Origin of the sequence: Williamsia herbipolensis (assembly GCF_036153515.1) — a bacterium.
Lineage (GTDB): Bacteria > Actinomycetota > Actinomycetes > Mycobacteriales > Mycobacteriaceae > Williamsia_A > Williamsia_A herbipolensis.
Window position 1 is genome coordinate 452,555 of record NZ_CP108021.1, and the last position, 14,774, is coordinate 467,328.

A 14,774-nucleotide genomic window follows, 5' to 3' on the forward strand; every position below is an offset into this window, starting at 1 on the left:
ACTCTATCGGGCTTTCTCGATGCTCTCCGAAACCGCGCGTACTGCGGTGTTCGGCGCAGGTGGGGGCCCTGGCCGGGCGCCCCCACGGCAGGCAAGGTAACCCTTGCTGGCGTGCCGTCGGCAATTAGGTGACACTTGTGTTGTGAAAACCACCGGGACAGCTGTCCCCGCACGCGACGACGAGGGGCACACGTCTGCCTCCTCGCCGGTGGGCGTCGTGCGCGACGGTGGTCCGGTCTCGGTCAGTTCCGACGGACAGACCCGGACCGCGGTCGTGTCGCTGCTGGTGGAACGCGGTCCGGCGACGGCAGGCGAGATCGGCGACGAACTGGGCATGAGCGCCGCCGGGGTCCGACGCCATCTCGATGCGCTGATCGCCGCGGGCGAGGTCCGGGCGACCACCGGCTCGGGTCGTCACGTCACCCGCGGACGGGGCCGTCCGGCCAAACAGTTCCAACTGACCGCGCACGGTCGCGGCAAGCTGCACCACTCCTACGACGACCTCGCCGGCGCAGCGATGCGCCGTCTCCGTGATCTCGGCGGCGACGCCGCGGTCCGCGAGTTCGCCGACGACCGGATCGAAGCCGTCCTCGCCGGTGTCGAGACCGCCGCGGGCGCCGTGACCGACACACCCGATCCCGACGCGGTCGTCGAGACCGCCGAGCGGATAGCCTCGGCGCTGACCGAGGCGGGCTTCTCGGCCAACACGCGGCGTGTCGGTGCGGGTGTGCAGATCTGTCAGCACCACTGCCCGGTGGCGCACGTCGCCGCCGAGTTCCCCGAGATCTGCGAGGCGGAGACCGCCCGCTTCACGCAGCTGCTCGGAACCCACGTCCAGCGCCTGGCGACCATCGCCAACGGCGACTGCGCGTGCACCACCCACGTCCCGCTGGCGGCGAACACCGCCCACCGGATCGACAGCCTGCCGCAGACCGACGCACAGCTCGCGTCGGCCACCGGCATCAACCGAGAGGACTCTCGATGACAGTCACCGATCCCCGCACGCCGGTCGCCCCGGCTCTGACGCAGGAAGAGACGATCGACTCGCTCGGTACCTACGGGTACGGCTGGTCGGACTCCGATGTGGCCGGTGCCAGCGCGCAGCGCGGCATCAACCCCGCGGTCGTCACCGACATCTCGTCGAAGAAGAGCGAGCCCGAGTGGATGCTCGCCGCCCGTCTCAAGGCGCTGCAGACCTTCGAGCGCAAGCCGATGCCGAACTGGGGCAGCGACCTCGACGGCATCGATTTCGACAACATCAAGTACTTCGTGCGCTCCAGCGAGAAGCAGGCCGCCACCTGGGACGACCTGCCCGCCGACATCAAGAACACCTACGACAAGCTCGGCATCCCCGAGGCGGAGAAGCAGCGTCTGGTCTCCGGTGTCGCCGCGCAGTACGAGTCCGAGGTCGTCTACCACTCGATCCGCGAGGACCTCGAGCAGCAGGGCGTGATCTTCCTCGACACCGACACCGCGCTCAAGGAGCACCCGGAGATCTTCCGCGAGTACTTCGGCTCGGTGATCCCCGCCGGCGACAACAAGTTCTCCGCGCTGAACACCGCCGTGTGGTCGGGTGGCTCGTTCATCTACGTGCCCAAGGGCGTCCATGTCGACATCCCGCTGCAGGCGTACTTCCGCATCAACACCGAGAACATGGGTCAGTTCGAGCGGACGCTGATCATCGTCGACGAGGACGCCTACGTCCACTACGTCGAGGGTTGTACCGCGCCGATCTACAAGACCGACTCGTTGCACTCCGCGGTCGTGGAGATCATCGTGAAGAAGGGTGGTCGCTGCCGCTACACGACCATCCAGAACTGGTCGAACAACGTCTACAACCTGGTGACCAAGCGCGCGAAGGCCGAGGCCGGCGCAACCATGGAGTGGGTCGACGGCAACATCGGCTCCAAGGTCACCATGAAGTACCCGGCGGTGTGGATGACCGGTGAGTACGCCAAGGGCGAGGTCCTGTCGGTCGCGTTCGCCGGTCCCGGCCAGCACCAGGACACCGGTTCGAAGATGGTGCACCTCGCGCCGAACACCTCGAGCAACATCGTGTCGAAGTCGGTCGCCCGTGGCGGCGGTCGTGCGTCGTACCGCGGCCTGGTGCAGGTGAACAAGGGCGCGCACGGGAGCCGGTCGACGGTGAAGTGCGACGCGCTGCTCGTCGACACGATCAGCCGCAGCGACACCTACCCGTACGTCGACATCCGCGAGGACGACGTGACGATGGGACACGAGGCGACCGTCTCGAAGGTCAGCGACGACCAGTTGTTCTACCTGATGAGCCGCGGTATGACCGAGGACGAGGCCATGGCGATGGTGGTCCGCGGGTTCGTGGAGCCGATCGCGAAGGAACTCCCCATGGAGTACGCGCTCGAGCTCAACCGGCTCATCGAACTCCAGATGGAAGGATCTGTCGGTTGAGTCAGGCACAGACCCCCGGCGGTGTCGTCGACGCCGTCCGCGGTGAGAACCCGACGGGCGTCGCACACCCGGTCGCCAACAAGGGCGAGCTGTTCACGTCGTTCGACGTCGATGCGTTCGAGGTGCCCGGTTCGCGTGACGAGGCGTGGCGGTTCACCCCGTTCCGCCGCCTGCGCGGCCTGCACACGGGCGCTGCGGTCGCGACCGGCTCGGCCACCATCACCGTCGACGGTGTCGCCGACGGCGTCAGCGTCGACACCGTGGACCGCACCGACGACCGGCTCGGTCAGGGCGGAGTCCCGTTCGACCGCATCGCCGCCCAGGCCTACTCGTCGTTCGACACCGCGACCGTCATCACCGTCGCGAAGGACACCGAACTCGACGACCCGGTCACGGTGACCATCACCGGACCCGGTGTCGACGAGGTCGCCTACGGACACGTGCAGGTCCGGCTGGAGCGGTTCGCCCGCGCCGTGGTCGTCATCGACCAGAATGGCAGCGGCACCTACGCCGAGAACATCGAGTTCGTGGTCGCCGACGGTGCGCACCTGACCGTCGTGAACCTGCACGACTGGGCCGACGACACCGTGCACGTCGCCGCGCACCACGTGCGCCTGGGCCGCGACGCGACGATCCGTCACTTCGCGATCAGCCTCGGCGGCAACCTCGTCCGGCTGTCCCCGCTGGTGCACTACGACGGTCCCGGTGGCAACGCCGAGATGTGGGGCCTGTACTTCGCCGACGCCGGGCAGCACCTCGAACAGCGCCTGCTGGTCGACCACTCGCAGCCCCACTGCACGTCCCACGTCGTGTACAAGGGTGCGCTGCAGGGTGATTCGACCGACCGGGCGCGTGAGGCACACACGGTCTGGATCGGTGACGTGCTGATCCGGGCCGCGGCCGAGGGCACCGAGACGTTCGAGGTCAACCGCAACCTGCTGCTCACCGACGGCGCACGCGCCGACTCGGTCCCCAACCTCGAGATCGAGACCGGCGAGATCGTCGGCGCGGGACACGCGAGCGCCACCGGGCGCTTCGACGACGAGCAGCTGTTCTATCTGCAGGCGCGCGGCATCCCCGAGGACCAGGCACGCCGTCTCGTGGTGCGCGGCTTCTTCGGCGAGGTCATCGCGAAGATCGGCGTATCCGAGATCCGCGAACGGCTCGAGAACGCCGTCGAGGCCGAGCTGCAGATCGCCGGCGCCTGACCGGTACCGGGCCCGACGTCGCGCCGCACGCGCACAACGACTCATCACCACATCACCCCAGAGGAACCTGATCACCGTGGCAACACTCGAAATCCGTGACCTGCACGTCGATGTCGCATCCAGCGACTCCGACGCCGAATCCATCCACATCCTCAAGGGTGTCGATCTCACCATCTCGTCGGGCGAGACCCACGCGATCATGGGCCCCAACGGGTCGGGCAAGTCGACGCTGTCGTACGCCATCGCCGGCCACCCCAAGTACGAGGTGACCCAGGGATCGATCACCCTCGACGGTGAGGACGTCCTCGCCATGACGGTCGACGAGCGCGCCCGCGCGGGACTGTTCCTCGCGATGCAGTACCCGGTCGAGGTGCCCGGTGTGTCGATGTCGAACTTCCTCCGCACCGCGGCGACCGCGGTCCGTGGCGAGGCGCCGAAGCTGCGGCACTGGGTCAAAGAGGTCAAGGAGTCGCTGAGCGAGCTCGAGATCGATCCGTCGTTCATCGAGCGATCGGTGAACGAGGGCTTCTCCGGCGGCGAGAAGAAGCGCCACGAGATCCTGCAGCTGGGCATGCTGAAGCCGAAGATCGCCATCCTCGACGAGACCGACTCCGGCCTCGACGTCGACGCGCTGCGCGTGGTGTCGGCCGGCGTCAACAGCTACCGGGAGCGCGAGAACGGCGGGGTGCTGCTGATCACGCACTACACGCGCATCCTGCGTTACATCAAGCCCGACTTCGTGCACGTGTTCGTCGCCGGCAAGGTCGTCGAATCCGGCGGTCCCGAGCTGGCCGACGCACTCGAGGAGAACGGCTACGAGAAGTTCACCTCCGCACCCGCGCAGGCCTGATCCACCGCGAACAACGACGGAGGTCTCCGACGTGACGAGCACGGTCTCGACCGACACCCGCACCGCCCCGCTCGACGTGGCGGCCCTGCGCGCGGATTTCCCGATCCTCGGACGGACGGTCCGCGACTCCAAGCCGTTGGTCTACCTCGACTCCGGGGCGACGTCGCAGCGACCGGTGCAGGTGCTCGACGCCGAACGCGACTTCCTGGTGACCTGTAACGCCGCGGTGCATCGTGGCGCCCACCAGTTGGCCGAGGAGGCCACCGACGCCTACGAGGACGCCCGGGCGATCATCGCCGAGTTCGTCGGTGTCGGGGTCGACGAGATCGTGTTCACCAAGAACGCGACCGAGTCGATCAACCTCGTCGCCCACACCCTCGGCGACGACCGGTCGGCCGGGATCTTCGGCGGCAAGCCGCTCGGACCCGGCGACACGATCGTGGTCACCGAGCTCGAACACCACGCCAACCTCGTCCCGTGGCAGGAACTGTGTCGACGCACCGGGGCCACCCTGCGGTGGTACGGCGTCACCGATGAGGGCCGCATCGATCTCGACTCGCTGGTTCTCGACGACACGGTGAAGGTGCTCGCGTTCACCCATCAGTCCAACGTGACCGGTGCCGTCGCCGACGTCGACGAGATGGTCCGGTGGGCTCGCGCCGTCGGTGCGCTCGTCGTGCTCGACGCCTGCCAGTCGGTGCCGCACATGGCGGTCGACTTCGCCGCCTCCGACGTCGACTTCGCCGCGTTCTCCGGACACAAGATGTTCGGACCCTCCGGGGTCGGTGTGCTCTACGGGAAAGCGTCTCTGCTGGACCAGCTCCCGCCGTTCATCACCGGCGGCTCGATGATCGAGACCGTGTCGATGGAGGTGTCGACCTACGCCGCGCCTCCGCAGCGGTTCGAGGCCGGCGTGCCCATGACCTCGCAGGTGGTCGGGCTCGGCGCCGCCGTGCGCTACCTGCAGACGATCGGCATGGGTGCGATCGCCGCACACGAGCACCTGCTCGTCGAGCACACCCTCGAGCGGTTCGCGTCGCTCGACGGCGTCCGCGTCATCGGTCCGACCTCGACCGACGAGCGCGGGGGAGCGGTGGCGTTCGTCGTCGACGGCATCCATGCGCATGATCTCGGTCAGGTGCTCGACGACGAGGGCGTCGCGATCCGGGTCGGCCACCACTGCGCGTGGCCGCTGCACAAGCGGTTCGGTGTCGCGGCGACGGCGCGTGCGTCGTTCGCGGCCTACAACACTCTCGCCGAGGTCGACGCGCTCGCGGAAGCGATCGTGACCGCCCAGCGTTTCTTCGGGGTGGAGGCGTCCGCATGAGAATGGAACAGATGTACCAGGAGGTGATCCTGGACCACTACAAACACCCGCACGGCCGCGGCCTGCGAGAACCGTTCGGCACCGAGGTGCATCACGTGAACCCGACGTGCGGCGACGAGATCACGCTGCGGGTCACCCTGTCCGACGACGCCGCCACGGTCACCGACATCTCCTACGACGGCCAGGGATGTTCGATCTCGCAGGCCGCGACGTCGGTGCTCTACGACCAGGTGGTCGGCATGAGCGTCGACGACGCGCTCGACACCGTCGCGGCGTTCAACGACATGATGACCTCGCGCGGCAAGTCCGACGGCGACGAGGACGTGATCGGCGACGGCATCGCCTTCGCCGGTGTGAGCAAGTACCCGGCGCGCGTGAAGTGCGCGCTGCTCGGCTGGCTGTCGTTCAAGGACGCTCTCGCACAAACGCTGGCACGGCAGTCCGCAGAAAGGAACTGACATGAGTGACACACAGACCCCCGCCGAGGTGACCACCTCGCTGCCGTCCATCGACGACGTCGAGGAGGCCATGCGCGACGTGGTCGACCCCGAACTCGGCATCAACGTCGTCGACCTCGGCCTGGTCTACGGCATCGACGTCGATTCCGACGCCAAGGCCAAGATCGACATGACCCTCACCTCGGCGGCGTGCCCCCTGACCGACGTGATCGAGGACCAGTCGCGTGCCGCCGTGGTCAGCAGCGGATTGTGCACCGAATTGGAGATCAACTGGGTCTGGCTGCCGCCGTGGGGACCGGACAAGATCACCGACGACGGGCGCGAACAGCTCCGGGCCCTGGGCTTCACCGTCTGACCCTGCTCGATCGGCGGTGGATCCTCACACCGGCCCCGAGCGGCCCGATCCTTCCCACGCGACGTCGGAACCGACTGCGACGTCGAACTCGGACACGTCTCCTGACGCCGACGCGCCCCCAGGTCTGAACGAGAGGCGCGCGCGCCGACGGCGACGGTGGCAGCAGCCGTCGACCCCGGAATCACGTGTCGACCGGTTGATCCGGGAGGCGCACGAGCGCGGCGATTTCGATGACCTGCCCGGACTGGGGAAGCCCCTCGATCTGCGCGGTCTCGACGACCCCGACTGGTGGGCCAAGCAGAAGATCCGCGACGAGGACCTCGACTCGACGACGCTGCTGCCGGCCGCGCTGCAGTTGCGACGCGAACGGCAGGAGTACCCGGAGTCGTTGCGCGACATCCGCGACGAGGAGGCCGTGCGCCGCATCCTCGTCGATTTCAACCGCAGGGTGAAGCACGAGCGACTGGCACCGTCGCTCGGTCCGGCGTCACGCATCGTCGTGTCCATCATCGACGTCGAGGACATGGTCGAGCGTTGGCGAGCGCTGCTGCGCCACAGGCATCGGTGACGCTCCATCGGTGGCGGTCTAACAGTTGTAGTGGTAACAATGATTGTTATGACTACAACTGATTTACTGCAGAGCCCTCGCCGGCCTCTCGACCGCATCCTGCTGATCGGCGCCTCCCGCGGCCTGGGTCTCGCCCTGGCCGACGAATGGTCGCGTCTCGGACGGGAGGTGGTGGCCACCGTGCGCGGGACCGATCGCACACCGCTGCACGACCTGGCCGATCGCGACGACCGGTCGATCGAGATCGAGACCGTCGACATCACCGCGCCCGAGCAGATCGCCGCGCTGCACGAGCGTCTGTCGGATCGCACCTTCGACCTGGTCTTCGTCAACGCGGGCGTCACGAACTCCCCCGAGGGCACCGTCGCCGAGACGACCGACGAGGAGTTCGCGCGCGTGATGATCACCAACGCCCTGAGCCCCCTGCGGGTCGTCGAGACCCTGGCCGATCTGGTGGAGCCGGACGGCACGATCGGCGTCATGTCGTCCGGGCAGGGGAGCGTCACCAACAACGTGCACGGTGGCCACGAGGTCTACCGCGGGAGCAAGGCGGCGCTGAACACGTACATGCGCAGCTACGCGGCGCGCCATGGGGACGAGAAACGATCGCTGGTACTCATGGCCCCGGGGTGGGTCCAGACCGATCTCGGTGGCACCGACGCCCGCCTGACGGTCGACGAGTCCATCCCCAACGTCGTGCGGACGATCGACGCGCTCGCCGGGACACCCGGTCTGCGCTACGTCGACTACCTGGGGCGGACGGTGCCGTGGTGACTGACGACGTCACCCACGGCGAACGGGTGTGGTCGCTCATGTACCGCTACGTCGAGGCCCAGAACCGACGTGCCGAGCTCGCCGACACCCTCGGTTTCCGACTCGGAGGCGGCCGCGGCAAGGTGCTGTTCGGGCTGCGTGAGCACCCCATGACGCTGCGCGAACTCGCCGAGGCGAACAACGTCGACGCCCCCTACACGACGCTGATCGTCGACAAGCTCGAACGCCACGGGCTGGTCGAACGACGTCCGCACCCCGACGACAGACGGCGCAAGCTCGTCACGCTCACCGATGCGGGCCGGGCGGCCGTGGAGACGGCCGACGCGGTGCTGGCACGGCCACCGGCCTCGGTGGCGGCACTGTCCGGCGACGAGCTCGACCACCTGGCCGGGCTCCTCAGCCGGCTCCTGGCCGCTGACAGCCCTCACGCGATCACGCACCAGGCCGCCACCGACCATCCGACCGCAGAAGACGACTAGTCACCACCGCGGCAGGGCGGTGGCTCCCCGCGCGACCCGCAGACCCAGGCGCGGCCTGGCGAACCACGCCATCGTCATCATCGCCGCCATCACCCCGGACAGGTCGTCGCGGCCGCTGAGATAGGCACGCTGCCGCTCGGGGGGCATCGCGAAGAACGCGTCGAAGAACGCGACCGTCGAGGGCCCGTCGAGCTGCAGCAGCGCGTTGAGACCTCTGCGCCGCAGCGCGTGGACCCCTCGCGCACCGGTGGGCCACAGCGCCTCGCCCACATCGTGGCCGCCCACCAGTGCCTCGACCACGGTGTCGGTCCATCGCAGTGATGACGCGACGCTGTAGCCCGTCGCGGGGTGCATCAGGCCACCCGCCGCGCCGTGCGTGGTGGGTCGGTGCTCCCAGGGCCGCGCACCCCCGGCGGTGAGGGCGAAGTGCACGCGCTCGATCGCGTCGTCGCTCTCGTACCCGCCGACGTCGACACCGGACCGGGCCAGTCGGCGGTGCAGCCGCGTGCGCAGGTCACCCACGCCGATCGCCGGGTCGCCGGCCAGACAGGTCTCCTCCACCAGGACGCGACCGGCCGAGACCGGCACGACGTAGAGAAAACTCGGTTGCCCACCCGCCCAACCGTGTTCCGAACGCCAGTCCATCAACACCGCGTGGTCGCCGTCGAGCAGCGGCTCCGCGGCGGCCGCGGGCAGGAACACGCCGTAGGCGGTCTGCGCGGGCCCCGCAGTGGACATCGCACCCCGGGCGTCGACCACCGTGGCCGCGACCACCGGGGGTCCGTCGGCGAGCTCGACGCGGTCGGCGGCGACGTGACCGGCGGTGCCGGCGACCACCGTGACGTCGTCCAGGGTGAGGGTGTCGACGAAGGTCTCCGAGAGCACCGAGTAGCCGCGGTCGATGCGGTGCCGGCCGGGGGAGTAGACCGCGATGGACGGCACGGCGTGCTCGACGGCACCGGGGTCGAGCCAGGTGGGCAGTTCGTCGGTCCACGCCGAATAGGTCGCCCGCCACGGCCGGTGCGGTGCACGATCGATCAGCGCGACATCGAGACCGGCGCGAGCGGCGCGATGGGCGAGGGCGCGGCCGGCCGGACCGGCGCCGACGACGGCGAGATCGTGTCGGCGCAGCCGGGGGTCAGCCACCTGCGGCCAACATGCCCCCGTCGATACGGATCGTCTCACCGGTGATCCAGTTCGACTCGTCCCCGACGAGGAAGGCCGCGAGCGACGCCACGTCCTGCGGGACACCCAGACGGCGGAGCGGGTACCGGGAGGCGACGGCCTCCTCGTCGGCCGCGTAGAGGGCCTCGGCGAACTTCGTCTTGACCACGCTCGGCGCGATCGCGTTCACTCGGATGCCCGGACCGAGCTCGGCGGCGAGTTCCTCGGTGAGTCGGATGACCGCGGCCTTCGATGCGCCGTACGCCGCGATGACCCCGGTCGATCGCAGGCCCGCGGTGCTGGCGATGTTGACGATCGCGCCGCCGCGTTCACCCATCCCGGCCCGGTGGCACTCCTGGATGTACCCCAGCATCGCGACGACGTTCACGTCGAAGATCTTGCGCACCGCGTCGAGGTCGGCGTCCATGAGCGGGCCGTAGACCGGGTTGATGCCGGTGTTGTTGACGAGGATGTCGACCGTTCCGGTGTGCGCCGCCGCCGCGGCCACCGCCGCCGCGCGATCCTCGGCGGACCCGGAGTTGCCGACCGAGACGGTCACGGTGGCCCCGGGAACCTCGGCGCGGATCGACTCCGCCGCCGCCTCGAGTGCGTCGGCCTTGCGGGCGGTGATGGTGACCTCGGCCCCACGTCGGGCGAGCTCGGCCGCGATCGACAATCCGATACCCCGGCTCGCGCCGGTCACCAGGGCCGACTTCCCTGTCAGCGCCGGTCCGCCCGAGGGGGTTGCAGCGTCGTTTCCAGGGGTGGGGGGTGTTGATCCGGTCACATCGGCAACCGTAGTCGAGCCCGTGAGCTCCCACCGCCGACGACGGTGGGAAAAGAGGCGCTGAACACCGCGTAAAGTCAGTCGACGTGATCACGGCAACCGACCTCGAGGTACGCGCGGGCGTCCGCACGCTCCTCAGCGTCCCGGGACCGGGGATCCGCATCCAGCCCGGCGACCGCATAGGCCTCGTCGGGCGCAACGGCGCGGGCAAGACGACGACACTGCGCGTGCTCGCGGGCGAGGGCGAGCCCTATGCGGGCTCGGTCAGCGTCATCGGCGAGATCGGCTACCTCCCGCAGGACCCCAAAGAGGGGGACCTGTCGATGTTGGCGAAGGATCGCGTGCTGTCCGCTCGTGGACTCGACACGCTGTTGCGTGATCTGGAGAAGCAGCAGGCGTTGATGGCCGAGGTGGCCGATCTGGACGCCCTCGACCGGGCGGTACGCAAGTACGGCGAGCTCGAGGATCGGTTCTCCTCGCTCGGCGGGTATGTCGCCGAGTCGGAGGCGGCACGGATCTGCAACAGCCTGAGCCTGCCCGACCGCGTACTCGAACAACCGCTGCGTACGCTCTCCGGCGGTCAGCGCCGACGGATCGAGTTGGCGCGCATCCTGTTCGCGGCGTCCGACGGCAGTGGCGGGAAGTCGAACACCACCCTGCTGCTCGACGAGCCGACGAACCACCTCGACGCCGATTCGATCGCGTGGCTGCGGCAGTTCCTGCACAACCACGAGGGCGGGCTGGTGGTCATCAGCCACGATGTCGACCTGCTGGCCGATGTCGTCAACCGTGTGTGGTTCCTCGACGCGGTGCGCAGCGAGGTCGACGTCTACAACATGACGTGGAAGAAATACCTCGACGCCCGCGCGACCGACGAGCAGCGCCGCAAGCGTGAACGCGCCAACGCCGAGAAGAAGGCCGGGGCCCTGCGTGTGCAGGCCGCGAAGATGGGCGCCAAGGCGACCAAGGCCGTCGCCGCGCAGAACATGCTCAAGCGCGCCGACAAGATGATGAACGAGCTCGACGCCGAGCGGGTGTCGGACAAGACGGCGAAGATCCGCTTCCCGGAGCCCGCGGCGTGCGGCAAGACGCCTCTGATGGCGTCGGGGTTGACGAAGATCTACGGCTCGCTGGAGATCTTCACCGGTGTCGACCTCGCCATCGACAAGGGATCACGCGTGGTCATCCTCGGCCTCAACGGCGCAGGCAAGACCACACTGCTGCGGCTGTTGGCCGGCGTCGAGAAGCCCGACACCGGGTCCCTCGAACCGGGGTTCGGCCTGAAGATCGGCTATTTCGCCCAGGAACACGACACCCTCGACGACCGGGCGTCGGTGTGGGAGAACATCCGCCACGCCGCCCCCGACGCAGGCGAGCAGGACCTGCGCGGTCTCCTCGGTGCGTTCATGTTCACCGGCCCCCAGCTCGAGCAGCCCGCCGGCACCCTCTCCGGTGGCGAGAAGACCCGTCTGGCGTTGGCCGGGCTGGTCTCCTCGGCCGCCAACGTGCTTCTCCTCGACGAGCCGACAAACAACCTCGACCCGATCTCGCGTGAGCAGGTCCTCGACGCCCTGCGCACCTATGCCGGGGCCGTGGTGCTGGTGACGCACGACCCCGGTGCCGCCGCGGCGCTGGAGCCCGAGCGGGTCATCCTGCTACCTGACGGCACCGAGGACCACTGGTCCGACGAGTACCAGGAGCTCATCGAGCTCGCCTGATGACACTGTGCGGAGATGAGCTCCTCCGCGGTGTCACAGAGCTCATCGAGCTCGCTTGACGACATTGTGCGGAGATGAGCTCCTCCGCGGTGTCACAGAGCTCATCGAGCTCGCCTGAACCTCTTACTTGTACAGCTTGGTGAGTTCTCGCTTGACCAATTTCCCGGTGGGCGTGCGGGGGAGTTCGTCGACGAAATCGATGGTGCGCGGCGCCTTGTGGGCCGCGAGCGACGCCCGGGTGAACTCGATGAGCTCCTCGGCGAGGGCATCCGAGGGCTCCACCCCGCGTTCGAGTTCGACGCAGGCCTTCACCTCTTCACCGAACTCGTCGTTGGGGACGCCGATCACCGCGACGTCGAACACCGCCGGGTGACCGATGAGCACGTTCTCGGCCTCCTGCGGATAGATGTTCACGCCACCGGAGATGATCATGAACGCCTTGCGGTCGGTCAGGTACAGGAATCCGTCGTCGTCGACGTGTCCGACGTCGCCGGTGGTGGCCCACAGGGGGTGCTCGGGATGCTGTGCGGCACGGGTCTTGTCGGGGTCGTTGTGATACTCGAACGCCTGCGCCTCGCGTTCGAAATACACCGTGCCGGTCTCACCGACGGGCAGGTCGGCGCCGTCGTCGCTGCACACATGGATCACGCCGAGGAGTGGCTTGCCGACCGAACCCGGGTGCGCGAGAGCCTGTTCGCTGTTGATGAAGGTGGCACCGACGGCCTCGGTGGAGGAGTAGTACTCCTCGATCACCGGCCCCCACCACGCGATCATGGCCTGCTTGATGTGCACCGGGCACGGCGCAGCGGCGTGGATGGCGACCTTCATCGACGAGACGTCGTACTTCTCGCGCACCTCGGCGGGCAGCTTCAGCATGCGCACGAACATGGTGGGCACCCACTGGCTGTGGGTCGCGCGGTACTCGTCGATCAGCGACAGCGCCGTCTCGGCGTCGAACCGGTCCATCACCACCACCGTGCCGCCGACCGACTGGGTCATCCCGCAATACCGCAGCGGCGCAGCGTGATACAGCGGCGCCGGCGAGAGATAGACGGTGGAGGCGTCGAAGCCGTACATCGGGGCGAAGATCGCGGTGTAGATGTCGGGGACCTCGTCGACCTGCCCCTCGGGGAGCGGCGGCCGGATGCCCTTGGGGCGACCCGTGGTCCCCGAGGAGTACAGCATGTCGTGACCGCGCGGCTGATCGGTCGGCGTGGTGGACGACGCCGCGGCGAGGACCTCGTCGTAGTCCTCGAAGCCCTCGAGGCCGCCCCACGCGATGCGGTGGCGAATCGAGGCCACCGCGCCGCTGTCGGCCACGGAGTCGGCACACGCCGCGGACGCGAAGAGCACCTGCGCACCGCAGTCGTCGAGGATGAAGTTGGTCTCCGCAGCGGTGAGGTGGTTGTTGACCGGGGTGATGTAGAGCCCGGAACGCAGTGCGGCCCAGTACACCTCGAACACACGAAGGTCGTTGTCGGAGACCAGGGCGATGCAGTCGCCGCGGCGCAACCCGAGTCCGTGGAGATGGTTGGCGAGCCGGGTCGACCGGTCGTCCAGCTCGGCGTAGGTCAGCTGCTGTCCGGTCGACGGCATGATCGCCGCCAGTGCGTCAGGGGTGGTCGCTGCGAACACTCCAGGGAACATCGAGGGCCTTCCGATCAGAGACGACCGAGCGATCACTCGGTGACCCCGATGGTAACGATCGATCCGCCCCGCCGGGGCAAAGTAAGTGAACTTACGTTTCGGGCACCGACGCGGTCATCGGTTCCGGGACCGCCCCTCGTGCGGGAAGAACTGCCGCCGTAGCCCACCCCACCACAGGCCGGTGAGCACGAAGAGAACGAGGGCGAGCACCCACAGCCACGTCGTCCCCGTGATCAACCCGACGAACAGCAGGACAGCGGCGATCGCCGTCGCGCCGTAGCCGATCGCTATGCCGGGGCCGAACCGGTACTCCTGAGCCATCATGGCCGTGACGTTAGCGCAGGTCACGAACTTGCGCTCGGATTTGCCGGCCTAGCCCGCGGTGCCCCGCCGCACCGACTCCTCGACCAGGTCGAGGACGGCGTGGAGATCGTCGGTGTCGCGACCCGACGCCAGACGCGTGATCATCCCGTCGAGCACCAGGTCGAGGTAGGCGACGATGGTCGCGGTCGGCACGTCATCACGCAACCGACCCGCGCTGCGCTGGCGTTCGAGGCGGGCGAGGGTGGCGGTCTCGAGATCGGCCGAACGCTCGAGCCACTCCGACCGGAACGCCGGATCGGTCCGCAGCTTGCGGGCGATCTCCAGGCGCGTGCCGAGCCAGTCGAACTCCTCGGGGTGGTCGAGCATGTCGCGCATCACCTGCACGAGCCCCTGATCGGCGGCGACATCGGCCATCCGCTCGGCGTCCTCGTGGGCGAGCGCGAGGAACAGCGCCTCCTTGTCGCGGAAGTGGTGGAAGATCGCGCCGCGCGAGAGCTCGGTCGCCTCCTCCAACCTCCGCACCGTCGCACCGTCGTACCCGTATTCGGCGAAACACCTGCGCGCGCCGGCGAGGATCTCGCGACGACGGGCAGCCAGATGGTCCTCACTGACCTTCGGCACGAGACGACCCCCTGTGTCGACGGTGATGGACAGGTACGGGTGAGACGGGAACGGGGGGATACGACAC

Annotated in this window: 16 protein-coding genes; 11 read left to right on the top strand and 5 right to left on the bottom strand. The window is 68.4% G+C overall.

Annotation, left to right across the window (positions count from 1 at the left end):
- The first annotated feature begins 142 nt into the window (after nucleotides 1–142).
- The 10 genes from OG579_RS02035 to OG579_RS02080 all read left to right on the top strand — a co-directional run bounded on the left by OG579_RS02035 (nucleotide 143) and on the right by OG579_RS02080 (nucleotide 8,446).
- Nucleotides 143–985: a helix-turn-helix transcriptional regulator gene (locus OG579_RS02035; RefSeq protein WP_408068726.1), complete on the top strand. Its 843-nt coding sequence runs from the start codon at nucleotides 143–145 to the stop codon at nucleotides 983–985.
- Nucleotides 982–2,427, top strand: a complete 1,446-nt coding sequence (gene sufB / locus OG579_RS02040) for a Fe-S cluster assembly protein SufB (protein WP_045822704.1) — start codon at nucleotides 982–984, stop codon at nucleotides 2,425–2,427. Before OG579_RS02035 ends, sufB begins: the two co-directional genes overlap by 4 nt.
- The gene (gene sufD, locus OG579_RS02045) at nucleotides 2,424–3,635 is read left to right on the top strand and encodes a Fe-S cluster assembly protein SufD (protein ID WP_408068727.1); all 1,212 of its coding nucleotides are present in this window, start codon (nucleotides 2,424–2,426) and stop codon (nucleotides 3,633–3,635) included. The genes sufB and sufD overlap by 4 nt, the downstream gene beginning before the upstream one ends.
- Nucleotides 3,636–3,711: 76 nt before the next feature.
- Entirely contained in the window at nucleotides 3,712–4,485 is a 774-nt protein-coding gene (sufC, locus tag OG579_RS02050; protein WP_045822705.1) for a Fe-S cluster assembly ATPase SufC, read from the top strand.
- Nucleotides 4,486–4,516: 31 nt separating this feature from the next.
- Nucleotides 4,517–5,812: a SufS family cysteine desulfurase gene (locus OG579_RS02055; protein WP_328857892.1), complete on the top strand. Its 1,296-nt coding sequence runs from the start codon at nucleotides 4,517–4,519 to the stop codon at nucleotides 5,810–5,812.
- Nucleotides 5,809–6,270 (top strand): Fe-S cluster assembly sulfur transfer protein SufU, encoded by a 462-nt coding sequence (sufU, locus tag OG579_RS02060; protein ID WP_045822707.1) that lies wholly within the window; start codon nucleotides 5,809–5,811, stop codon nucleotides 6,268–6,270. The genes OG579_RS02055 and sufU overlap by 4 nt, the downstream gene beginning before the upstream one ends.
- A 1-nt stretch (nucleotide 6,271) precedes the next feature.
- Nucleotides 6,272–6,625: a metal-sulfur cluster assembly factor gene (locus tag OG579_RS02065; RefSeq protein ID WP_045822708.1), complete on the top strand. Its 354-nt coding sequence runs from the start codon at nucleotides 6,272–6,274 to the stop codon at nucleotides 6,623–6,625.
- 124 nt (nucleotides 6,626–6,749) lie between these two features.
- Nucleotides 6,750–7,193 (top strand): DnaJ family domain-containing protein, encoded by a 444-nt coding sequence (locus OG579_RS02070; protein ID WP_328859130.1) that lies wholly within the window; start codon nucleotides 6,750–6,752, stop codon nucleotides 7,191–7,193.
- 48 nt (nucleotides 7,194–7,241) lie between these two features.
- Nucleotides 7,242–7,967, top strand: coding sequence for an SDR family oxidoreductase (locus OG579_RS02075; RefSeq protein WP_328857893.1), 726 nt, complete (start codon nucleotides 7,242–7,244; stop codon nucleotides 7,965–7,967).
- Nucleotides 7,964–8,446 (top strand): MarR family winged helix-turn-helix transcriptional regulator, encoded by a 483-nt coding sequence (locus OG579_RS02080; protein ID WP_328857894.1) that lies wholly within the window; start codon nucleotides 7,964–7,966, stop codon nucleotides 8,444–8,446. The genes OG579_RS02075 and OG579_RS02080 overlap by 4 nt, the downstream gene beginning before the upstream one ends.
- On the opposite strand, the gene OG579_RS02085 is transcribed toward OG579_RS02080, so the two are convergent.
- Nucleotides 8,447–9,592 carry a lycopene cyclase family protein gene (locus tag OG579_RS02085; protein WP_328857895.1) on the bottom strand — a complete coding sequence of 382 codons (1,146 nt, stop codon included), beginning with the start codon at nucleotides 9,590–9,592 and terminating at the stop codon, nucleotides 8,447–8,449.
- The gene (locus tag OG579_RS02090) at nucleotides 9,585–10,334 is read right to left on the bottom strand and encodes an SDR family oxidoreductase (protein WP_328859131.1); all 750 of its coding nucleotides are present in this window, start codon (nucleotides 10,332–10,334) and stop codon (nucleotides 9,585–9,587) included. The genes OG579_RS02085 and OG579_RS02090 overlap by 8 nt, the downstream gene beginning before the upstream one ends.
- Nucleotides 10,335–10,483: 149 nt before the next feature.
- Here OG579_RS02090 and OG579_RS02095 point away from each other — a divergent pair, with 149 nt between their 5' ends.
- Nucleotides 10,484–12,115, top strand: coding sequence for an ABC-F family ATP-binding cassette domain-containing protein (locus OG579_RS02095; protein WP_328857896.1), 1,632 nt, complete (start codon nucleotides 10,484–10,486; stop codon nucleotides 12,113–12,115).
- A gap of 123 nt (nucleotides 12,116–12,238) precedes the next feature.
- Here OG579_RS02095 and OG579_RS02100 read toward each other — a convergent pair whose 3' ends face one another.
- From OG579_RS02100 to OG579_RS02110, 3 genes are all read right to left on the bottom strand, one after another.
- Nucleotides 12,239–13,762: an AMP-binding protein gene (locus tag OG579_RS02100; protein WP_328857897.1), complete on the bottom strand. Its 1,524-nt coding sequence runs from the start codon at nucleotides 13,760–13,762 to the stop codon at nucleotides 12,239–12,241.
- Between the two features lie 114 nt (nucleotides 13,763–13,876).
- A complete protein-coding gene (locus tag OG579_RS02105; protein ID WP_328857898.1) occupies nucleotides 13,877–14,086 on the bottom strand; it encodes a hypothetical protein in 210 nt (69 codons plus the stop codon).
- A gap of 48 nt (nucleotides 14,087–14,134) precedes the next feature.
- On the bottom strand, nucleotides 14,135–14,707 hold the full coding sequence (locus OG579_RS02110) for a TetR/AcrR family transcriptional regulator (protein ID WP_328857899.1): 573 nt from the start codon (nucleotides 14,705–14,707) through the stop codon (nucleotides 14,135–14,137).
- Nucleotides 14,708–14,774: the final 67 nt, after the last annotated feature.